A 22,321-nucleotide genomic window follows, 5' to 3' on the forward strand; every position below is an offset into this window, starting at 1 on the left:
GTCATGGGGGGAGCGGTCGCCCATGCGATCCATGAGCCATGATCCACACGCCTCACCGGTCTGCGCCGCCTCGGGCGCGCCGCTCGCGGAGCCTTTGGAAGGGCGGTCGAACTGAGGTGGAGATCACCATCCACAGACCCGGCGAGCTGACGCCCGAGCTGTGCGGGGCCTGGCACCGCGCGATGGACGAGTCGCCCGAGTACTCCAATCCCTTCCTCGCACCGGAGTTCGCGGTCGGCGTCGGCCGCTACCGGCGCGCGGCCCGGGTGGCGGTCCTGCGCGAGGGCGGGGAACCGGCCGGGTTCTTCGCGTACGAGCGGGGGCCGTTCGGCACCGGACGGGCCATCGGGCTCGGACTGTCCGACTGCCAGGCCCTGGTGCACCGGCCCGGGGTCACCTGGAACGCCGGGGACCTGCTGCGGGCCTGCGGGCTCAGCATCTTCGAGTTCGACCATCTCGTCCAGGAGCAGCGGCCGTTCGCCCCGCACGTCACCGGCACCTTCGCCTCGCCGGTGATCGATGTGAAGCCCGGCGACGGCGGCTACCCGGAGTGGCTGCGGAGCACCTACCCGGGCCTGGCCAAGACCACGCTGAAGAAGGAGCGGCGGCTCGGCCGGGACATCGGCGAGGTGCGGTTCGAGTTCGACGAGCGCGACCCGGAGGTGCTGCGCACCCTCATGCGCTGGAAGTCCGCGCAGTACCGCAGGACCGGCCGCATGGACCGGTTCTCCCGGCCGTGGATCGTCGGCCTGGTCGACCATCTCTTCCGCGTCCGCGAGGAGCACTTCACCGGAGTGCTGTCCGTGCTGTACGCGGGCGACCGGCCGGTCGCCGCCCACTTCGGACCCCGGTCGAGCACCGTGCTGGCGGCCTGGTTCACCGCCTACGACCCCGAACTGCACTACTACTCACCGGGGTTGATGATGCATCTGCGGACCGCCGAGGCGGCGGCCCGGCACGGGGTGACCCTCGTGGACCTCGGGCGCGGCGACAAGGAGTACAAGGACTGGCTCAAGACCCGTGAACTGCGGGTCGCCGAGGGCTTCGCGGCCCGCCCGCACCCGGTGGCGCTCGCCCACCGGCTGTGGCGCAGGCCGGTGCGGGGGCTGCGGAACACGGTCAACGCCCATCCGCAGCTGCGCGCCCCGGCCGACCGGCTGCTGAAGACGGTGGGCAGCGTGCGCACCCAGGGCGTGGCGGCTTCCCCGGCCGCCCGGAAGAATCGCCTTCCGGAGCGGTAGCTACTGGCAGGTTCTCGTCAAAATTTCGCCAAGCGGCGGATGTTTTCGCGCGGGCGTGATCGGGTCCCCTGGTCGGCAGTGTCGATGCCCTTCAGGAGGCCCCTGGTGTCCGTACCAACCCACAGAAGACGGTGGTTCACCGTCTGTGCGCTCGCCGCGTCCGCCGCACTGGTCGCGATACCCCCGTCCGCCGCCTCGGGGCGATCGGTGAGCCCCTTCGGTGTGCGGGTCCTCGGCCAACTCGCCAAGGAGCGCGAGCAGTCCGTGGGTGCCATGTCACCACACGTGGCGGCGGACGGGGATCACGGCAACGAGGCGGACGAGATCGCCGAGGGCGCGGACCAGTACGCCGAGGCCCGCACCTCGCCGGGTGTGGTCGCACCGGGTGCGTACGGCGCGGCCTGGCACGACCTGAACAACCTCCGGCGGAACGAGAGCAGTTGGCGCAACATCACCGACCTGCTGTACAACTCCGACGACCCGCGCTACCGCGACATCGACTCCAATTCCAGCGGTGGCGGCGGGAACGTCACCGGCCGGATGGCGGCGATCGCCGCGGACGACGAGGGTTACGTCTACGCGGGCAGCGCCGGCGGCGGCGTGTGGCGCTCGCGCGGCGGGGGCGGCCACTGGAAGCCCATCAGCGACCGGCTGCCCGCCCAGTCCACCGGCGCCCTCGCCCTCGACGGCGCCGGCCGGCTGTGGCTGGGCACGGGCGAGGCGACCACCAACTCCGACGCCTACCTCGGCAGCGGCGTCTACGTCCTCACGCACCCGCACCACGGCACCTTCTCGGCGCGCAGCCGGGTCGGCGGCGACGAGCTGGAGAGCACCACCATCCACGAGCTGCGCTTCGGCGGCGGCAAGGTGTGGGCGGCCACCAGCAAGGGCGTGTGGAGCCACTCCACGAAGAACCTGGACGGCGCCTGGAAGCTGGAGTTCGCGCCCAACCCGGACTTCCTGCCGGGCGGTGCGAAGGCCGGCGACCCGAACGCGCCGTACAAGAACATCGCCAACGACATCGCCATCGACCCCAAGGACCCGTCCAGGGTGGTCCTCGCCGTCGGCTGGCGCGGCGGCGACGACTACAACGGCTTCTACACCAAGGTGGGCGGCACCTGGACCCGGATCACCAGCGGCCTCGGTGACCTCCCGGCCGACGCCGGCAACGTCGGCAACGTCACCTTCGCCCGCTCCGCCGACGGCTCCCGCTACTACGCCATCGACCAGTCCCCGCAGCAGCTGAGCACCAACCCGGACAGCGGCCTGGAGGGCATCTACGTCTCCAAGTCCGGCTCGCCGACCGGGCCCTGGACGAAGGTCGCCGACTACAAAGGCCTGGCCGCCGACAACTCGGCGCTGACGACCGCCGGTTACATGCCCGGCGTCCAGGCCTGGTACAACCAGTTCCTCGCCGTCGACCCGGCCGACCCGCAGCACGTGTACGCCGGCCTCGAAGAGGTCTACGAGACCAAGGACGGCGGCGCCAACTGGTCGACGGTCGGCCCGTACTGGAACTTCACCTTCTCCTGCTGGAGCATCGACCCGGCCAAGCAGACCGGTGACTGCAACCCGACCACCCACTCCGACCAGCACGGCGTCGCGATCGGCCGCTACCACGGCAAGAGCTTCGTGTACGTCGGCAACGACGGCGGCGTCTACAAGCGCCCGGTGAACGGCTCCCAGGACGCCTCCGGCCACGCCACCGACTGGACCTCCCTCAACGACGGCACCATCGACACCCTCCAGTACTACTCCGTCGGCATCGGCAAGGACCTCGACCACGGCGGCCTGTCCGTCACCGGCGGCCTGCAGGACAACGGCCAGTCCATCCTGCGCGGCGACGACAAGGTCATGGGCTCCAACTTCGGCGGCGACGGCGGCGACACCCTCACCGACCCCGCCAACGGCTGCAACATCGCCCAGGAGTACGTCTACCTCGCCGTCCAGGTCACCCAGAACTGCGCGGTGAACGACGGCAGCTGGGCGACCGACCCGAGCAAGGCCACCTCGTACTCCGTCGCCCCGCCCGACAACGCCACCAGCGAGGCCCGCTTCATCGCCCCGCTCGCCGCGGACATGAAGGACGGCAACACCTGGGTCGCCGGCGGCCGGCACATCTGGGTGCAGACCCACGGCTACGCCATCCGCAGCGGCAAGGAGTGGACCAGCGTCCACGACTTCGGCGCCGGCCGGGTGGCGACCGCCGTCGCCGCGTCCGGCGGGAAGATCTACGCCGCCTGGTGCGGCCCCTGCAACAACCAGGGGTTCGCCCGCGGAATCGCCGTCGGCAACGCGGACGGCACCGGCTGGCACGACATCAGCCTGCCCGCCGACGGCACGGTGCCCAACCGGTACCTGAGTGGGTTCGCCGTGGACCCGAAGAACGCCGACCATGTCTTCCTCGCCGTCAACGGCTTTTCCCGGCGCTGGACCGAGGGCCCCGGCGCGGGCGTCGGCCATGTCTTCGAGTCCACCGACGGCGGGACGACCTGGAAGGACATCTCGGCCAACCTGCCCGACGTGCCCACCGACTCGGCGCTGGTGACCGCGGACGGCGGCCTCGCCGTCGCCACCGACCTCGGTGTCGTCTACCGTGCGCCGGGCCGCACCACCTGGCAGCGGATCGGCAGCCTGCCGGCCGTCGCCGTGCTCCAGCTCAAGACGAGCCCCGACGGCGGCACGCTGTACGCCGCCACGCACGGCCGCGGCATCTACGCGGTCAGGCTGTGCGACCTCCGCTGACCTCCCGCTGAACAGGAGGGGTGACTCCCGGGCCCGGGGGTCACCCCTCCTGCGCGTACGGCACCACGTCCACGTCCAGCGTGAAGACCGGGCGCGCGGCACCGGCGATGTCCGGTGCCTTGGCGGCGGCGGTGACCTGCGCCGTACCGCCCCGGGTGCCCGCGCAGCGCAGGGTGGCGTGCGCGGTGCCGTCCGCGTGCACCCGCCAGTCCGATGCCACCACGAGCGCCGGCGCCGAACTCAGCACCCCCGTCCACCGTTTGTCGTCGAGACGCGGCAGCAGGGTGAGAGCCACGACCGTCCCGGGGCGCACGCACAGTCGGCGCCGGACGGGGCCACCGGGGGCCACGGAGACATCCGCCCGCCCGGCGACGCAGCCTCCCGGGGACGTGGAGGCCGGGGCCGAGGGCGCCCTGGAGGGCGCGACCGTCCCACCGGACGGCGCCGAGCCGCTCGGGGCCTTTGAGGCGCCGGGCGACCCGGACGGCCGCGCCGACCGGCTCCCGGACGCTCCGGTACCGGCTCCCGCCCCCGCTCCCCGCCCGGCCGACGCCCCGCACCCCGCCAGTACGACGACCGCCGCGATCGCACATCCACCGGCCCACCACCGCATGCCAGCACCTCCCGGCCTCCCGAGTACGCCTCCCAGGATGCCTCAGCCGCCGCCGCGCACGGCCCGTCCGACCTCCGTGCGCAGCTTCACGAACCCCGGCAGGCTCCGGGTGGTGAGCTGGTCCCGTTCGCCGGGCAGGCCGACCGGCAGATCGTGGACCACACGGGAGCCGGGGCCGGGGGAGAGGACGACGACGCGGTCACCGACGTACACGCTCTCGTCGATGTCGTGGGTGACGAACACGATGGTCGTGCCGTTCGTCCGGTGGACCTCCAGCAGCAGGTCCTCCAGGTCCTCGCGGGTGCCCGCGTCCAGCGAGCCGAACGGCTCGTCCATCAGCAGCAGGGAGGGCCGGCAGACCAGGGCGCGGGCGATGGCGACCCGCTGCTGCATGCCGCCGGACAGCTCGCCGGGACGGCGCCGGGCGACCCCGTGCAGGCCGACCCGTTCCAGGATCGTCTCGGCCTCGGCCCGGCGGGCCGCGCGCCCGAGGCCCCTGCGGCGCAGCGGCAGGGCCACGTTGTCGCGGACGGTGAGCCAGGGCAGCAGCGAGCGGCCGTACTCCTGGAAGACGACCGCGAGCCGCTCCGGTACGCCGGTCACCGGCGTCCCGTCGAGGGTGATCGTGCCCTCCTGCGCGGGCAGCAGCCCGGCGATCGTGCGCAGCAGCGTGGACTTGCCGCAGCCCGAGGGCCCGACGACGCTCAGGAGCTGGCCGTCGGGCACGGTGAGGGTGATGCCGTCGAGGACGTGCTGCTCGCCGAAGTGCCGGCTGACGGAGTCGAGGCGCAGCATCCGTCACCCGGCCCAGGGCTCGTAGAGGGTGCCCGTGCTGCCGCCGACCCGCAGGTGCAGCAGGAAGGGGCCGGAGCCGTCGCCCCGGCCCAGAGCGTGGTCCAGCGCGGCCGGCAGCTCGTCCGGGTGTTCGGCGCGGGCCGCGGGGCAGCCGAAGGACTCGGCGAGGGCCGCGAAGTCGATGCCCGTGATGTCCGTACCGGGGACGGGTGCGACGCCGATCCGGCGGCCGAGCGCCCGGACGGCCGCGTAACCGCCGTTGTCCAGAAGGACGTAGGTGACCGGAGCCGCATGCCGGGCCGCGCTCCACAGGGCCTGCACCGAGTACAGCGCCGAGCCGTCGCCGACCACGCACACCACCCGGCGCCGGTCGGCGAGCGCCCGGCCCACCGCGAGGGGCAGGCCCCAGCCGAGCGCCCCGCTGCCCGTGGTGAGGAAGCCGCCGCCCGACTCGACCGGCACGCGCGCGTGCAGCGCGTCGCGGTGGCTTGGCGCCTCCTCGACGAGGACCCGGTCGCGCGGCAGCCGGGCGCGCAGCAGATCGAAGAACAACTCCGGCGTGATGTGCTTCTCGGCGCGGGCCGGGGCGGGCGCGGGCCGGGGCGGCGGCGGGTGGCGGTCGGGCTCCGTCAGCAGCCCGGCGAGCCGGGCCAGGGCGGGCCGCAGGGTGGTGACGATACTGGTGCCGGTGGGCAGCCAGGCCGCCTGGCCGGGGTCGCAGTCCAGATGGAACAGCTCGGTGCCGGGCGCGAGCGGCGGGCCGCCGTCCATCACGTGATAGGTGAACACCGGCGCGCCGAGGGCGACCACCACGTCGTACGGCGCGAGGCGCGCCGCCAGTTGCCGGGCGATCGGCGGCAGGAACCCCTGGAACAGCGGATGCGACTCCGGGAAGCCGGAGCGGCCGGAGAGCGGACTGATCCACACCCCGGCCCGGATCCGCTCGGCCAGCACCCGGACCTCGTCCAGCGCGTCCTCGTCGTCCACGCCGGGCCCCACCACGAGCGCCGGGCGCGCGGAGGCCGCCAGGCGGGCGGCGAGCGCGTCGAGGGCGTCCGGGGCGGCCGTGAACGCCGAGTGCACCGTGCGGGGCGCGACGGGCTCGGCGGGCCGGTCCCAGTCGTCCTCGGGCACGGACACGAACACCGGGCCGCGTGGATGGGTCATGGCGATCCGGTACGCCTCCGCGAGCACCGCCGGCACGTCCTCGGCGCGTTCCGGCTGGCGGGCGGACTTCACGTACGGGCGCGGGAACAGGGCCGGTTCGTCGGCGCCGAGGAACGGCCGCAGCTGGATCAGGGAGCGCGCCTGCTGCCCCGCCACGATCACCAGCGGCACCCGGTCGCGGAAGGCGTTGAACACCGCGCCCAGCGCGTGCCCCACCCCGCCGGCCGAGTGCAGGCTGACGAACGCGGCACGCCGGGTGCCGAGCGCGTGCCCGGCGGCGATGCCGACGGCGACGGACTCCTGCAGGCCCAGCACATAGGTGAAGTCGTCCGGCCAGTCACGGAACATCCGCAGTTCCGTGGACCCCGGATTCCCGAAGACCGTGGTCATGCCGGTGTCGCGCAGTAGCCGTACGACCGCCTCGCGCACCGTGGCCGTCGTCATGCTGCCCTCCCTGCATACGATCCGGGGCCGACGAGCCGCTTCTCGACCGCCAGCAGACCGGTGTTGAGGAGATACCCGAGCGCGCCGAGCAGCAGCAGCGCGGCCCACACGGTGAGCAGATCGGAGCGCGTCTGGGCGTCGGTGAGCGCGAAGCCGATGCCGTTGTCACTGCCCGGCAGCAGCTCCGAGAACACCATCAGGATCAGACACAGCGAGAGACTGAGCCGGAGCCCCGCGAAGATCCGGGGCAGCGCCGACGGCAGGATCAGGAACCACAGCCGTTCGGGCGCCGTCAGCCGCAGCACGGCCGCCACCTGGAGCCGCAGCGGGTCGGTGGCGCGGGCGCCCTCCGCCGAGTTGATCAGCACCGGCCATACGGCGCTGAACACGATCGACGCCACCTGCATGGGCGTACCGAAGTCGAAGACGACGACGAACACCGGCACCAGCGCGGGCGGCGGCACGGCCCGTGCGAACTGCAGCACCGGGTTGCACAGCGCGTACGCCCGGCGCGAGCGGCCCACCAGGATCCCCACGGTGACCCCGGCGACGGCGGCGAGCGCGAAGCCGGCCGCCATCCGGCCCAGGCTCGGCAGGATGGTGTCGACGGCGGCCGGGGTGAGGAACAGATGGCCGACGGGCCCGGAGAACCACAGGTCGCGGGCGTGCCGGGCGATGCGCAGCGGTGGCGGGAAGTACACGCTGCCCTGGGCGCGGGCGGCCAGCTCCCAGCAGGCGACGGCGACGAGGAGCACCGACCAGCGCAGCAGGAAGGGGACGGCCGTGACCCGGCGCGGCTCCGGGGGGGCCGAGATCCGAGCGCTGCCCCGGGTCATGAGCGGCTCCGCCGCAACTCGACTGGTTCCGGGTGGGGTTCCCGCGCCCAGGCGAACAACCGCCGCTCCGCGCCGACCAGTACGCCGTTGATCACCAGCCCGAGACCGCCCGCCCACACCACTCCCGCCAGCACGTCCCGCGTGCCGTCCGTCTCCGTCTGGGCCTGGGCGATGAAGATCCCGAGACCCTGGCCGAAGCCGGAGAGGATCTCCGTCGCGACGGCCAGGATCAGGGCGACCGCGGCCGAGATGCGCACACCGGCCGCGATGAACGGGGCGGTGGCCGGCAACTCCACCCGGAGCAGCACCGCGAGCCGCCCGAAGCCGAAGGCGCGCAGGGTGTCCTTGGCCAGCGGATCGGTCTCGCCGAGGCCGTAGACGGTGTTGAACAGCACCGGCCAGAGCGAGGCGTACGCGATCAGCGTCACCTCCGTCCGCGTGCCCGAACCGAGCAGCAGCGACACCAGCGGGATCAGCGCGACGGACGGCAGGGGCCGCAGAAACTCGATCACCGCGCGTACGGCGGCCTCCCCCACCGGCACCGCGCCCAGCAGCAACCCCAGCGGTACGGCGATGGCACAGGCGAGCCCGAGACCCAGCGCCCACGCCCGCAGGGTCACCCCGATCCCGTCGAGGAAGGCGGGGTCACCGGCCAACCGGGCCGCGCGGGCGAGGACTTCGGAGGCAGGCGGCAAGTAGCTGCGCCGTACGATCCCGGCGCGGGCGACCGCCTCGCAGACCCCGAAGGCACCCGCCGCGCCGAGCAGACCGAGGAGCAGCTCCTGACGGCGTGTCATGTCACCAGTACGGGGGCCGGATCGATGTCCTTGCTCAACAGCCCCTGGGCGCGCATGAGCTTGATGAGCCGGCGCAGTGCCGCCGGGTCGGCGGTCGCCGGATAGTCGGGCAGATGGATCGACTTGGCCTGGTCCGCGGTCACCTTGGTGTACTTGGGCAGCTCCGCGCGGACCGCTCCCGGATCCTCTGCGGCGAGTCTGGAGGCTGCCTCGACGGCACGCCGGAAGCCCGCCGCGGCCTTGGGGTGCTTCTTCACGAAGTCGGCCGTGGTGACGTACCCGCTGGCGGGCAGGCCGCGCGCCGGTCCGGATCCGCCGTCCAGCAGCACCCGCGCGCCCAGCTCGCCCTGGACGGCGGTGTCGAAGGGCTCGACCACGTGGGCGGCGTCCACCTGGCCCCGCTGCAGGGCGGGCCCCATCTGCGGGAACAGGATCTGCCGGTACACGGGCCGGCCGGCGCCCTGGCCGTCCAGGATCGCGTTCAGCGTCAGGGACTGGATGTTGTTGAGGACGGCGACGGCGACCTTCCTGCCCGCGAGGTCGGCGGGCTTCTTCAGCGCCGAGTCCCCGGGCACGAGGACGTCCATCATGTGCGGGGCGATCCGGACGCCCTCGGCGAGGATGCGCAGGTCCAGGGTGCCCTTCTCGTACGCCTGGAAATAGGTGACGTAGTTCGCGCTCGCGATCACGTCCACCTGGCCCTTGAGTAGCGCGGGCAGCGCCTGGATGCTCTGCTGCACGGGCTGGATGCGCACGTCCAGGCCCTCCTTGGCGAACAGCCCGCGGTCCCGGGCCAGATAGAGGGCGGCGGAGTCGGTGAGCGGCAGGGCCGCGACGGTCAGCTGCTGCCGTCCGTCGCCGGAGTGCGACGTGGCGCCGCTGTCGCAGCCCACGAGGACCAGCGCCGCCGCGGCGACAAGCGCGGCGAGGCGTTTCGTTCGCGTCATTCCCGAGCGTGATCGTGATCGACGTAAAGGCATACGGGCATGACTACCCAGCAATTGTCCTGATCGCTACATTCGGTTCGGGGTCTTTGGGCGAACTCAGGCCCGTGGGGCCGCGATGCGCAAGGGGGTCGCGGGAGGTGGTGTCGTGGTGTCGGTGGTGCCGGTCGTGTCCGTCCACCAGTCCGCGCCGTCCTCGATGTAGCGCAGCAGCACGCCCTCGCGGATGGCCCAGGGACAGACGACGGCCCCGCGCAGCCCCATGAGCTTGAGCGCCGTGTGCCCGACGACCGCTCCGGCCAGGCTCTGCTCGGCGCGCGGCGCCGAGATCCCGGGCAGCTGGGCCCGCTCGGCGACGGGCAGCGCGGCGAGGGTGCGCACCGCCTCGTGCAGGTCCCGGCAGCGCATCCGCCGCTGCACGAACGGGCCGTAGCGCCCCGGTGCCGCCCCGCAGAGCCGGGCCAGCTGCTGGAACGTACGCGAGCTGACCGCGGCGGTGCGCGGCCGTTCCCAGCGGATCCGCGAGGCCACGTCCCGCAGCTCATGGCGGATCCGGCGACGCAGTTCCTTCAGTTCCTCCGGCCCCGGCGGGTCCTGCACCGCGAGGTACTCCTGGGTGAGGCGGCGTGCGCCGAGCGGCAGGGACGCGGCGAAGTCGGGCAGCCGGCCCCGGCCGAAGGCCACCTCCAGGGAGCCGCCGCCGATGTCGAGCACCGCGAGCGGGCCGGCGTGCCAGCCCAGCCAGCGCCGGGCCGCCAGGAAGGTCAGCTCGGCCTCGGTCTCACCCGGCAGGGTGCACATGCGGATTGCGGTTCCGGCGGCCACCCGGCGCAGCACCTCCTGCCGGTTCGGCGCGCCGCGCACCACCGCGGTCGCGAAGGCCAGCGGCCCCGTCGCATGCCATCTCCGGGCGGTGGCCCCCGCCGCGCCCACCGCTTTCACCAGCCGCTCCACCGCCTCGTCGGCGATGGTGCCGTCCGGACCGACGTGTTCGGACAGGCGCAGCTTCCATTTGACGGTGTGCACCGGGAGCGGAACGCCATCCTCCACATCCGCGATCACCAACCGAACCGTGTTCGACCCAGCATCCAGCACACTCACCCGCATGGCCGGGGAGTACCCACTTTCCCGCAAGGAACCCGTCATTCAGGGGGCGCCTGTGTGCACAGCACCGGCCGGCGGGTCCGAAGACCGGTCTGCTGTCCTGATCTCGGCCCCCACCCCGCCACCGAACCCGTTCCTGCCCTTAGATGGTCACCACCACTGTCGGCGCGAGGAGCGGCACTTGAGCGGGACGGACGCGACGAGGGCACTGGTGATCGGCGGCGGCGTCGCGGGGACCGCGGCCGCGCTCGGGCTGCACAAGGCCGGATACGACGTCACCGTGTACGAGGCACACCCCGACACGGCCGAGGACATCGGGCGTTCCTGACCCTGGCCAGCAACGGAATGCGCGCCTTGGCCCAGCTCGACGCCACGGACGCCGTCACGGCCGTCGGTTTTCCACTGACCTCGCTGCGGCTGCTCGACAGCGCAGGCACCGAGCTGGCGCAGGCACCCCTCGGCGAGGTCGCCGAACCCGGGCTGCGCTACCGCTGTCTGCGCCGCGGCGAGCTCAACGCGGCCCTCCAGCAGGAGGCGGCCGGGCGTGGCATCCCGGTGCGTCACGGGGTCCGCCTGACCGACGTGACCGAGGCCCCGGACGGCGTGACCGCGCACTTCGCCGACGGCACCACCGCCGACGCCGACCTCCTCATCGGCGCCGACGGACTCGACTCGACGGTCCGCGGGATCCTCACCCCCGGGGTGCGGCCGCGCTACTCGGGTCAGCGGGTCTACTACGGCTACACCGGCTCCGCGCCGCGCGTGGCCAAGACCGGCCGCATCACCTTCATCCGGGGCAGCAAGGCCACCTTCGGGTACGCGGTGTCGCCGACGCGGGAGGCGTACTGGTTCGCCCGCGTCAACACGGACCCCCTGCCCGACGGCGGATCCGTGCGCGAGGTCGCCTGGCGCGAGGAGCTGCTGCCGCTGCTGCGCGAGGACTCCGTGCCGATGGGGGCCGTCGTCGCCGCCTCCGTCGGCTCCGTCCTGGTCACCAACGCCACCGAGCTTCCGCTCGGCGCCGTATGGCACGCCGGACGCGTGCTGCTCATCGGCGACGCGGCCCACGCCGCCTCCCCGGCCACCGGCCAGGGCGCCTCCATGGCCCTGGAGGACGCCGTCGTCCTGGCCAAGGCGCTGCGCGATCTGCCCGGCCCGCCCGCCGCGTTCGCCGCCTACGAGGCGCACCGCCGGCCGCGCGTGGAGCACAACATCACCGTCAGCGGCGGTATCACCCGAGGCGGCACGGACCCGGCCCGCCCGCGTCCCGTCATCGCCCGCCCCGCCGACCCGGACGCGGGGCTCATCCGCCAACTGGCCTGGGAGAGCCCGCTGTCCGCCGCCCCGCCCGAGGAGCCCTGACCGGCGCGCGGTGGCGTCCGCCACCGCGCGAAAGTGCAAGAGGCGGAGCACTGGAGTCCATTGCCGGGGAAACGCCGGGGCCGGATCGTTCCGTGCGACCGGCCCTTCGGAACCCTCGGCAACAAGGAGCACAGTTGCGACTCTTGAGCAGAGCGGGCGGTGCGGCGGCCGCGGCCGCCGCCCTGGTCCTGGGCGGTGGCATCGCGTCCCCCGCACCGGCCGCCACACCCGCCGACGCCGGCTACACCGTGACCGTGGGGACCCCGGTGCCCTTCACCCACCCCACGGACACCCCCGCCAGCCCCTATCTCGACCGGGACGGCACCTTCCACTACCAGCAGTCCGCCGCCCTGTACGGCGCCAAGGACCCGCGCTCCTGGGACTTCTACACGGGCAAGGACTTCGACTCCGCGACCTTCGACAGGACGCTGAGCAAGTCGGTGAACCCGGCCAACCCCGCCGACCGCAACGACGACACCACCTGGCGCTGCAACAACAGCCCCACCGGCCGGGAGGCGACGTACGCGCCGAGCGGCTCCGGCTACGCCCAGAGGAACTACTGCGACCTGTCCGGGGTGTGGGTCGACCCCGACACCGGCGACTGGTACGGCCTGGTGCACAACGAGTTCACCCCGCAGCCCTTCGGTGACGGACTGCACTACGACGCCATCGACTACGCCGTCTCCACCGACCGGGGCCGCACCTGGACCGTCAAGGACCATGCGATCACCTCCCCGTACAGCACCCAGCGCGGGGACACGGCGACCTTCCCGAACCAGACGTACTCCTACGGCGACGGCGACCAGCGCCTCTTCGTCGACACCGCGTCCGGCTACTTCTACGTCTATTACGGCTCCCGGATCATCGACAAGAGCGGTGGCTGGAAGGCGTTCTACGAGCACGTGGCACGCGCCCCGATCTCGGCCAAGATGGCGCCCGGCTCCTGGCGCAAGTGGTACGACGGCGCCTGGTCGCAGCCAGGCACCGGCGGCAAGGAGAGCGACATCGTCCCCGTCGACGCCGACCACCCCGCCGGCTACACCCCCGCCTCCGCCGAGTACGACCCGGCCAACACCGGCACGGCCGCCCAGCAGATCGCGGCCGGGAAGATGCCGCCGACCTCGCCGCTGTTCGTGATGAACATCGCCTACGACGCCCATCTCGGGCTGTACATCGGCGAACCGCAGGCCGTCGACCAGAGCGGCAACTCACCGCAGTACCTCTACGCCACCGACGACCTGAGCACCCAGAGGTGGCGCCTGATCGGGGACTCCGGCAGCTACACCAACGCCTCCTGGTACCGCTGGTTCCTCGACAGCGCCAACCGCACCAGCTCCGCGATCGTCGGCAGGTCCTTCCGCTCCTACTGCGCCTTCGGCTGCTCGCACGACGCCTCCGGCGAGTACGTCGACATCACCGTCGACTCCTCCGCGCCCGTCGCCGCCCCTATGGACACGAGCCGCACCTACCGCATCGCGAGCGCTGCGGGCCGGATCCTGGCCCAGGCGGCCCGCGGCGGCGCCACCACCTCGCTGGCGCGGCCCGCCACATCCGGCCGCGACATCTGGGCCTTCACCCCGACCGGCGACGGAGCCTTCACCCTCACCAACGCCGCGAGCGGGCGGCTGCTCGGCGTCGACTCGTCCTCGGCGGCCGGCCGGGCCTGGGGCGCCAGACCGACCGTCACCGCCGCACGGAGCGGCGGGCCCTCCGTCGGCCAGCAGTGGTTCGTGATCCCGAACGGCTCCGGTGGGACCTACCGTCTCGTCAACCGCTACAGCGGACTCGTGCTCGGCCTCTCCGGCACCTCGGGCCGGCTCGCCGAGACCACGCCGGTGCGCACCTGGACGGCCAGCAGCGGCAGTTCGGTCGGCGCGGGGCGCTCCGCTGCGGAACAGAACCTGTCCTTCACCGCGACCTGAGCGCTCCACCCAAGCGCCGCGACAGGCCGTCGGGGACGCTCAACTCCCTTCGTACGCCGGGAAACCTCCGGCTATCCTGCGCCCATGTCGATCATCAACGGGGATTCCGACGCCCGCCTGGCCGTGGCAGCGGCCCAGGCGGGCGCCGCCGTCGTCCGCGACCTCTACGGCAGTCGGCTCGAACGCCACGACAAGTCCGCCGGCGACTTCGCGACCGAGGCGGACCTCGCCGCAGAGCGGGCCATCCTGGACGTGCTGCGTGCCGCCCGCCCGGACGACGCCGTGACCGGCGAGGAGAGCGGACGCTCCGGCGCCGCCGACGCCCACCGCCGCTGGCTGGTCGACCCGCTGTGCGGGACCCTCAACTACGCGGTGCGGACCATGCTCGTCGGGGTGAACGTCGCCCTGCGTCAGGGGCCCGAGGTCACGGCCGCCGCGACCGCCGACCCGTTCAGCGGCGAGGTGTTCTGGACCGACGGCGAGGCGGCCTGGGTCCACAGCGACGGCGCGGACGAACTGCTGACGCCCTGGGCCGGCTCCGCGCTGGTGGACGTCAACCTCGATCCGCCGTTCCCCAACGCCCCCCGCTTTCAGGCGGTCCGCCTCCTGGCCGACCCAGGCTTCGCCGAACGGTTCCGGCCCCGGGTGATCTCCAGCACCCTCGCCGTGGCCTGGGTCGCCGCCGGACGCCGGGCCGCCTACGTCACCGACGGCGACCTGCGCGACAGCGTGCACTTCGCGGCAGGGATCGCCCTGTGCCGGGCGGCCGGCTGCATGGTGACCGACCTGTATGGCGAGCCCGTGCTCAGCGGCGCGGGCGGTCTCGTGGCGGCGGCCGACGCGGAGACCCACGCCGCACTGCTGCGGCTCGTCAAGAAACAGAGAGGCGAGCGGAGTTAGCCGAGGCACTTCACGGTGTTTCGTCGTCGAGTGGTGGGCCTGCCTGCTCGACGGAGGTGGCGCCTGTCTGGTGTGATGCCCGCATGACCTCGGCCGCCGACCTCGCCACCCGCTTCGGCCCCGCCCTGGACACGGGCCCCGAGAGCCTCCGCGCGTGTGCGCAGGACTTCGGGCACATCGTGCAAGAGACTCCGCTCGGCATCCTGCGCCCCCGGTCCGCCGCCGAGATCCAAGACCTGCTGGAGTACACCGGACCCGGGGGCATCCCGGTGAGCGTGCACGCTGGCGGTCACTCGATGTACGGCCAGGGGCAGGCGGGCGACGGGATCGTGCTGAACCTGCGGGCGATGAACCGGGTCGGTCCCGTGGCGTACGGCCAAGTGACGGTGCAGGCGGGGGCGTTGTGGCGCGAGGTGCTCGCCGCCACCCTGCCGTACGGCCGTACCCCGCCGGTCCTCACCGACTACCTCGGCGCGAGCGTCAGCGGGGTCCTGTCGGCGGGCGGACTCGGCGGGGCCGGCCACCGGCACGGCCTGGTCGCGGACCAGGTCCTGGAGGTGGTGACGGGGGCCGGGGAGCCCCGGTGCTGCTCGCCCGACCGGGATCCGCAGCTGTTCCACGCCGTGCTCGCCGGACTCGGCCAGTGCGCCGTCATCGTGGCCGCCACGCTGCGCCTGGTGCCGGCCCCCGCCCGGGTCCGCCGCCACTGCCTGTACTACGCCGACCTCAGCCGCTACCTCGCCGACCAGCGGCGGCTCGCCGAGGAGCAGCGCTTCTCCTATCCGGAGGGCCAGGCCCGGCCGGCCGGCGAGCACGGCCGGCAGTACATGATCGAGGCCGTGGCCCCGTACGACGGCCCCTGCCCGCCCGACGACGCAGCCCTGCTCGACGGACTCGGGCACGATCCCGCCGCACTGGAGACGGAGGACCTGGGTTACGGCGAGTTCGCCCATCGAGTGGACACCGACGAGGGGAGGTCCTGCGGGAGACGGGGGAGTGGCTGTATCCGCACCCGTGGCTCAATCTGCTGCTGCCGCACGACAGCGCCGCCTCCGTCGTCCGCGCCGTGCTCGCCGACCCCGCCTTCCGCGATCTGCGTGACACCGGCCTCGTCCTGCTGTACCCGCTGCTCTCCAGTCGGCTGCGGGCTCCCCTCTTCAGCCGCCCCTCCGGCGAAGTCCTTCACCTGTTCGCCCTGTTGCGCACGGCGCCGCCCGGCAGCCCCGAGACGGTCGCGGCGATGGTGGCCGCCAACCGCGCCGCGTACGAACTGGCCCGCTCCGAGGGCGCAGTCGCCTATCCGGTGAACGCCCTGCCCATGTCGGATGCCGACTGGGGGGAACACCACGGCAGTCGCCGGCCGGCCCTCTCCGCCGCCAAACGGCGCTTCGACCCGCATCTCGTCCTGGCGCGCGGACACGGTCTGCGGTTGTGAAGGTTTTGGCTTCCGAAGGCTTGCCGGGGCGCTTGTCTCACCACTTAAATCAAAACATGAACTAAGTAGCAGCGTCGGTTGCTTGAGCCGTTTTCCCTTGGGAGCCGCCAGATGAGAAGCCGGATGAGAAGCCGCACGGGACCGAGGGCCCGGGGTGTCGCACTGGCCGCCATGGCCGCACTGATCACCCTGCCCCTGGCCCACCCCCCGGCCGCCGCGGCCGGAACCCGGACCTGCGACACGGCCGACGCCGCCCAGGGCCGGCCCGCCACGGTGTCCTCCACCGAGAACGCCGGCACCCCCGCCTCCGCCGCCTTCGACGGCAACACCTCCACCCGCTGGTCCAGCCGGTTCAGCGACCCGCAGTGGCTCCAGGTCGACCTCGGCGCGGTCGAGGACCTGTGCGCGATCGACCTGAACTGGGAGACCGCCTACGGCAAGGACTTCCAGCTCCAGGCCTCCACCGACGGCCAGAACTGGACCACCCTCAAGACCGTCGCCGGCGCGGGCGGCGGCACGGCGTCGTACGACGTCAGCGGCTTGGGCCGGTACGTCCGGATCTATGGCACCGCGCGCGGCACCGGGTACGGCTACTCCCTCTGGGAGATGGCCGTGCACACCACGACCACCGCGACCGGCCCCATCCAGGGCGGCGGCGACCTCGGTCCGAACGTCATCGTCGTGGACCCCTCCACCCCCGACCTCCAGCAGGAGTTCGACGACGTCTTCAAGCAGCAGGAGTCCGCCCGGTTCGGCACCGGCCGCTACCAGTTCCTGCTCAAGCCCGGCACGTACAACGGCATCAACGCCCAGATCGGCTTCTACACCTCCATCTCCGGGCTCGGCCTGAACCCCGACGACACCCAGATCAACGGGGACGTCACGGTCGACGCCGGCTGGTTCAACGGCAACGCCACGCAGAACTTCTGGCGTTCGGCGGAGAACCTCGCCGTCAAGCCGTCGAACGGCGACGACCGCTGGGCCGTGGCGCAGGCAGCGCCCTTCCGCCGTATCCATGTCGAGGGCGGTCTCAACCTCGCGCCCACCGGCTACGGCTGGGCCTCCGGCGGCTACATCGCCGACTCTAAGATCGACGGCACGGTCGGCCCGTACTCCCAGCAGCAGTGGTACACCCGGGACAGCTCGGTCGGCGGCTGGACCAACGGCGTCTGGAACATGACGTTCTCAGGCGTCCAGGGCGCGCCGGCGACCAACTTCGACAGCGGTCCGTACACCACCCTGGACACCACCCCGGTCTCCCGCGAGAAGCCGTTCCTCTATCTGGACGGCTCGGACTACAAGGTGTTCGTGCCGTCCCGGCGCACCAACGCCCGAGGGGTCTCCTGGCCGAACACCCCGGGCACGTCCCTCCCGCTCGACCGGTTCTACGTCGTCAAGCCGGGAGCCACCGCCGCCACCATCAACGCGGCCCTCGCCCAGGGCCTCAACCTGCTCTTCACACCCGGCATCTACCACCTCGACCAGACCATCGACGTCACCCGCCCCGACACCGTCGTCCTCGGCCTGGGCCTGGCCACACTCGTCCCGGACAACGGCATCGACGCGATGCACGTGGCGGACGTCGACGGCGTGCGGCTGGCCGGCTTCCTCATCGACGCCGGACCGGTCAACTCCGACACACTGCTGCGCATCGGCACGCCCGGTGCCACCGCAGACCACTCCGCCGACCCGACCACCGTGCAGGACGTGTTCTTCCGCATCGGCGGCGCGGGACCCGGTCTCGCCGCCAACTCGCTCGTGGTCGACAGCAATGACGCGATCATCGACCACACCTGGATCTGGCGCGCCGACCACGGCAGCGGCGTCGGCTGGGACACCAACCGCGCCGACTACGGCCTGAGGGTCAACGGTGACGAGGTCCTCGCCACCGGCCTGTTCGTCGAACACTTCAACAAGTACGACGTCTACTGGAACGGCGAACGCGGCCGGACGATCTTCTTCCAGAACGAGAAGGCGTACGACGCCCCCGACGCCGCCGCCATCACCCATGACGGCATCGTCGGCTACGCGGCCTACAAGGTCGCCGACTCCGTCACCACCCATGAGGCCTGGGGACTCGGCAGCTACTGCAACTACACGGCCGACCCGTCGATCGTCCAGGCCCACGGCTTCCAGGTCCCGACCGGCTCGGGCATCAAGATGCACGACCTGCTGGTGATCTCCCTCGGCGGCAAGGGCCAGTACGCCCATGTCGTCGACGGCACCGGCGCTCCCACCTCGGGGACCGGCACCGTCCCCGCCAAGGTGACGTCGTTCCCGTGAACCATCCCTGAAGACAGGCCCCCCGGGGTTTCGAGTGCGCGCCGAGTGCAACACGGACGGTGCGGCCCGCGCGGACGGAGCCGCACCCGCATGCCCGCAGGGGCAGTAGAAGAAGAGGACGCTCATGGATCACTCGCGGGCACCGGTACTCGAGGCCGTGGAGGAGTTCCGGCGCCGCGGAGACGTCGTGTTCGGGCCGCCCGGGCACAAACAGGGCCGCGGCACTGACCCCCGGGTCGCCGAAGTACTCGGCATCGACGTCTTCCGCTCGGACGTACTGACCCTCAACGGCCTGGACGACCGCCGGGAGTCCCAGGGCGTGCTGGAAGAGGCGCAGGAGCTGATGGCGGACGCGGTCGGTGCCGAGCGCGCCTTCTTCTCGACCTGCGGCAGCTCCCTGTCCGTGAAGACCGCGATGTGCTCGCTCGCGGGCCCGAGGGAGAAGCTGCTGCTGTCGCGCAACGCGCACAAGTCGGTCGTCGCGGCGGTGATCATCAACGGTGTGGAGCCGATCTGGGTCCACCCGAAGTTCGACACCGAACGGCACGTGGCCCATCCACCGGAGCCCGACGACGTCCGCGACCGGCTGCGCGAGCACCCCGACGCCAAGGGCATGCTGCTGATCCCCCCACCGACTGGGGCACCTGCGCCGACATCCGGGGCGTCGCCGACGCCTGTCACGCCTACGACGTACCGCTGATCGTGGACGAGGCCTGGGGCGCCCATCTGCCCTTCCATCCGGACCTCCCGGCCTGGGGCATGGACGCCGACGCCGATCTGGTCGTCACCAGCGTGCACAAGATGGGCGGAGCCATCGAGCCGAGCTCGGTCTTCCACCTCCAGCACGACCGGGTGGCGGCCCAGGTACTCAAGCAGCGCGAGGACCTGCTCGGCACGACCAGCGCCTCGTCCCTGGTGTACGGCGCCCTGGACGGCTGGCGGCGGCAGATGGCCGAGCGGGGCCGCGAGCTGCTGGACGCTGCCCTGCACCGGGCCGAACGCATCCGGGCGGAGCTGCGGGAACTGCCGGGACTGCGGGTCATGGGAGGCGAAGTGATCGAGCAGGGCCTGGAGGCCGAGTTCGACCCGATGAAGATCACCATGGACGTCCGGGACCTCGGCCTCAGCGGCATGCAGGCGGTGGAATGGCTGCGGACGCACCGGCATGTCGACGTGGGCGGCTCGGACAGCTGCCGGATCACCGCCTCCATCACCCACGCCGACGACGACGAGACGGAGAAGGTCCTGCTGGACGCCATGCGCTCGCTGGTGGAGAACGCCAGTTCGATCGAACGGCGGCCCGCCGTCCGGCTGCCCGAGCCGAGGGCGCTGGAACTGGACCAGGCGGTCCTGCCGCGCGAGGCGTTCTTCGGGCCCGCCGACCAGGTGCCCGCCGAGCGAGCCGTGGGCCGGATCTCCGCCGAGATGATCAGCCCCTATCCGCCCGGCGTGCCCGTCGTCGCGCCCGGCGAGGTGATCACGAAGGAGGTGCTGGACTTCCTGCGCAGCGGAGTGGCGCACGGCTTCCTCATCGCCGACGCGGCGGACCCGTCGCTGGAGAGCCTGCGCGTCACGGCCCGACCGTGACCGGTCCGCCCGTGTGCACGGGGCCGGTCGCCCACGGTCGGCTTACCGGCCACCCGGGTGTGACCGGGCCTCTTCGGACTGCGGGGGCCGGGGGCTGCGCCTAAGGTGGCGTGTACGGGCGGCCGGGTGCCTGCCTGTCGGGTCAAGAAGGCGGCCCTCCTGACGAAGACTCCCTCGGCAGGGGGCACTTGGCCCTGCTCGACGGTCCCCGGGTCCGGACGACACGTCCGGCGGGCCTGCCTCCCGGCAACTCGATGAGAGACGGCCCGACTTCACCCCGACCGGAAATCCACCGCGATTCCCGGTTTCGGACGCACCGGCCCGGGGACCTCGGTGCGAGGGCCGCGTCGACCTCTTTCATCACATGTGTTCGTGCTGTCGGCCGTATGCCCGGGCGTGGCCACCGCGCTGAAGTTCCACTGGAAGCCGAAGCTGGGCGTGCACTCGCTGGTGTGGGAGGAGGCCCAGATCATCAACGGCGTCGACCCGGACTTCCACCGTGCAGCCCATCGGCCTGCTCACCCTCGACCGCAACCCGCTCAACTTCTTCGCCGAGACCGAGCAGGTCGCCCTCCACCCCGGCCATCTCGTCCCCGGCATCGACATCACCGACGACCCGCTGCTCGCAGGCCGGCTCTTCTCCTACCTGGACACCCAGATCACCCGGCTGGGCGGCCCCGACTTCGCGCAGATCCCGATCAACCGTCCGCACACGCCCGTCAACGACATGCTGCGCGACGGCATGCACCAGACGGCCGTGCACCAGGGCGTGGCCCCCTACCGCCCCGACTCCCTGGACGGCGGCTGCCCGTTCGTGGCCGACGCCGACGCGGGCGCGTTCGTCGAGGCTCCGGTACGGGTGCCGGAGGCGACGAAGGTCCGCGAGGCCCCGGCGTCGTTCGACGACCACTTCAGCCAGCCGCGCCGATTCTGGCTGACCAGGAGCCCGGTGGAGCGCGAGCACATCATCGGCGCCTACACCTTCGACCGCGGCAAATGCCACGAACAGGCGCTCACGGAGTGGGCGTTGCAGGTGCTGGCGAACATCGACCCGGAGCTGTGCGCGGGCGTCGCCACCGGACTCGGCCTGCCCCCCGCACCCACCGTGCCCCTGGCCGACGTCGAATCCAGCCCCGCCCTGTCCCAGGCCGGGCACACCTGGCCCACCGACGGCCGGGTCACCGGCATCATCACCGGCCCCGAAGGCGACCTGGACGGCGTACAAGCCGTACGCCGGGAGGTGCTGGACGGGGGCATGGTCCCACTCGTCGTCGCACCCACGGGCGGCACCCTCGGCCCGGGCCCCGACGCGCCGGCCGTCCAGCGGACCTACGCGACGGCACGGTCCGTGGAGTTCGACGCGCTGCTCGTGGCCGGCGCCCCGGGCATCGGCGTCGACGCCTACGGCACCCGGGACGCCAAGGCGGGCCTGCCCGCCGGCGGCAACAGCACCCCCGACCCGCGGGTCGGCCTGCTGCTCGCGGAGGCCTACCGGCACGGCGAGGCCATCGGTACCGCCAAGGGGGGGGGAGATCGCGCTGGAGGCGGCCGGGTATGCCCTCCGACGCGTCCGGTGTGATCGCCGGCGACGGCGCCACGACGGTCCTCCAGCAGCTCACCCGTCTGCTCGGCTCCCACCGGGTCTGGGACCGCTTCCCATCCACGGCCTGACAGTCCCCCAGGCAGACGCCGGCGAACGGCACTTCACGGCGGACCGCCCGGCCCGGCCCCGAACGGCGTACCCCCACAGGCGGACGGCGCTGGGCGCCGGTGTGATGGAGGAGTTTCTCCGTCAACCAGTGAGGCAGATCATGCGTCTTCGCAGTTTCGCCACAACGGCCGTACTCGCGGGTGTTCTTGCCCTGGGAGGCTCGGCGACCGCCTTCGCCGCCGACCCGAACCCGACGACCGGAACCGCCGTCAACAGCCCCGGCGTCCTCTCGGGCAATGTCATCCAGGTACCGATCGACGTCCCGGTCACCGTGTGCGGCGACAGCATCAACCTGATCGGGCTGCTGAACCCGACCGTCGGCAACAGCTGCGTCAACCAGTGACGCCGCCGGTGGGGCGGGGGCCGGGGGCGGGGGGGGGGGGCCGGGGGGGGCGGGGGCGGGGGGGGGGGGGGGGCCCGGCGGGGGGTGCTACG

The 22,321-nt window shown here is 72.5% G+C and carries 16 protein-coding genes and 3 pseudogenes; 12 read left to right on the forward strand and 7 right to left on the reverse strand.

The window, feature by feature from the left end; translation table 11 throughout:
• The first annotated feature begins 116 nt into the window (after nt 1-116).
• Nucleotides 117-1,241, forward strand: a complete 1,125-nt coding sequence (locus tag ACFYOH_RS15150) for a GNAT family N-acetyltransferase (RefSeq protein ID WP_388625691.1) — start codon at nt 117-119, stop codon at nt 1,239-1,241.
• A 105-nt stretch (nt 1,242-1,346) separates the two neighbouring features.
• Nucleotides 1,347-3,986 carry a glycosyl hydrolase gene (locus ACFYOH_RS15155; protein ID WP_388625693.1) on the forward strand — a complete coding sequence of 880 codons (2,640 nt, stop codon included), beginning with the start codon at nt 1,347-1,349 and terminating at the stop codon, nt 3,984-3,986.
• A 40-nt stretch (nt 3,987-4,026) separates the two neighbouring features.
• On the opposite strand, the gene ACFYOH_RS15160 is transcribed toward ACFYOH_RS15155, so the two are convergent.
• The 7 genes from ACFYOH_RS15160 to ACFYOH_RS15190 form a co-directional block, all read right to left on the reverse strand.
• Nucleotides 4,027-4,281, reverse strand: coding sequence for an acetyl-CoA synthetase (locus tag ACFYOH_RS15160; protein WP_388625696.1), 255 nt, complete (start codon nt 4,279-4,281; stop codon nt 4,027-4,029).
• Between the two features lie 360 nt (nt 4,282-4,641).
• Nucleotides 4,642-5,394: an ABC transporter ATP-binding protein gene (locus ACFYOH_RS15165; RefSeq protein WP_388625698.1), complete on the reverse strand. Its 753-nt coding sequence runs from the start codon at nt 5,392-5,394 to the stop codon at nt 4,642-4,644.
• Nucleotides 5,395-5,397: 3 nt separating this feature from the next.
• Nucleotides 5,398-7,005: a benzoylformate decarboxylase gene (mdlC, locus tag ACFYOH_RS15170; protein WP_388625701.1), complete on the reverse strand. Its 1,608-nt coding sequence runs from the start codon at nt 7,003-7,005 to the stop codon at nt 5,398-5,400.
• The gene (locus tag ACFYOH_RS15175; protein WP_388625704.1) at nt 7,002-7,841 is read right to left on the reverse strand and encodes an ABC transporter permease; all 840 of its coding nucleotides are present in this window, start codon (nt 7,839-7,841) and stop codon (nt 7,002-7,004) included. Before ACFYOH_RS15175 ends, mdlC begins: the two co-directional genes overlap by 4 nt.
• Complete coding sequence (locus ACFYOH_RS15180; RefSeq protein WP_388625707.1) at nt 7,838-8,638, reverse strand: ABC transporter permease; 801 nt, start codon at nt 8,636-8,638, stop codon at nt 7,838-7,840. The genes ACFYOH_RS15175 and ACFYOH_RS15180 overlap by 4 nt, the downstream gene beginning before the upstream one ends.
• Entirely contained in the window at nt 8,635-9,585 is a 951-nt protein-coding gene (locus ACFYOH_RS15185) for an ABC transporter substrate-binding protein (protein WP_388625710.1), read from the reverse strand. Before ACFYOH_RS15185 ends, ACFYOH_RS15180 begins: the two co-directional genes overlap by 4 nt.
• Before the next feature lie 96 nt (nt 9,586-9,681).
• A complete protein-coding gene (locus ACFYOH_RS15190; protein ID WP_388625712.1) occupies nt 9,682-10,689 on the reverse strand; it encodes a Ppx/GppA family phosphatase in 1,008 nt (335 codons plus the stop codon).
• 178 nt (nt 10,690-10,867) lie between these two features.
• Here ACFYOH_RS15190 and ACFYOH_RS15195 point away from each other — a divergent pair, with 178 nt between their 5' ends.
• The 10 genes and pseudogenes from ACFYOH_RS15195 to ACFYOH_RS15240 all read left to right on the forward strand — a co-directional run bounded on the left by ACFYOH_RS15195 (nt 10,868) and on the right by ACFYOH_RS15240 (nt 22,229).
• A complete protein-coding gene (locus ACFYOH_RS15195) occupies nt 10,868-11,014 on the forward strand; it encodes an FAD-dependent oxidoreductase (RefSeq protein ID WP_388625715.1) in 147 nt (48 codons plus the stop codon).
• Nucleotides 11,015-11,040: 26 nt separating this feature from the next.
• Complete coding sequence (locus tag ACFYOH_RS15200; protein WP_388625717.1) at nt 11,041-12,048, forward strand: FAD-dependent monooxygenase; 1,008 nt, start codon at nt 11,041-11,043, stop codon at nt 12,046-12,048.
• A gap of 143 nt (nt 12,049-12,191) precedes the next feature.
• On the forward strand, nt 12,192-13,970 hold the full coding sequence (locus ACFYOH_RS15205) for an RICIN domain-containing protein (protein ID WP_388625719.1): 1,779 nt from the start codon (nt 12,192-12,194) through the stop codon (nt 13,968-13,970).
• 84 nt (nt 13,971-14,054) lie between these two features.
• Nucleotides 14,055-14,870 carry an inositol monophosphatase family protein gene (locus tag ACFYOH_RS15210; RefSeq protein ID WP_388625721.1) on the forward strand — a complete coding sequence of 272 codons (816 nt, stop codon included), beginning with the start codon at nt 14,055-14,057 and terminating at the stop codon, nt 14,868-14,870.
• An 83-nt stretch (nt 14,871-14,953) separates the two neighbouring features.
• Nucleotides 14,954-15,388 (forward strand): annotated as a pseudogene (locus tag ACFYOH_RS15215) (FAD-binding protein); the annotation flags it as partial.
• A 125-nt stretch (nt 15,389-15,513) separates the two neighbouring features.
• On the forward strand, nt 15,514-16,305 hold the full coding sequence (locus ACFYOH_RS15220; RefSeq protein ID WP_388625976.1) for a hypothetical protein: 792 nt from the start codon (nt 15,514-15,516) through the stop codon (nt 16,303-16,305).
• Nucleotides 16,306-16,428: 123 nt separating this feature from the next.
• On the forward strand, nt 16,429-18,588 hold the full coding sequence (locus ACFYOH_RS15225; RefSeq protein ID WP_388625725.1) for a discoidin domain-containing protein: 2,160 nt from the start codon (nt 16,429-16,431) through the stop codon (nt 18,586-18,588).
• A gap of 124 nt (nt 18,589-18,712) precedes the next feature.
• A pseudogene (locus ACFYOH_RS15230) lies at nt 18,713-20,175 on the forward strand (aminotransferase class I/II-fold pyridoxal phosphate-dependent enzyme).
• A gap of 393 nt (nt 20,176-20,568) precedes the next feature.
• Nucleotides 20,569-21,846 (forward strand): annotated as a pseudogene (locus ACFYOH_RS15235) (catalase); the annotation flags it as partial.
• A gap of 140 nt (nt 21,847-21,986) precedes the next feature.
• Nucleotides 21,987-22,229, forward strand: coding sequence for a chaplin (locus ACFYOH_RS15240; protein ID WP_388625727.1), 243 nt, complete (start codon nt 21,987-21,989; stop codon nt 22,227-22,229).
• Nucleotides 22,230-22,321: the final 92 nt, after the last annotated feature.

The sequence above is a fragment of the Streptomyces sp. NPDC007856 genome, assembly GCF_042868225.1.
Classification (GTDB): domain Bacteria; phylum Actinomycetota; class Actinomycetes; order Streptomycetales; family Streptomycetaceae; genus Streptomyces.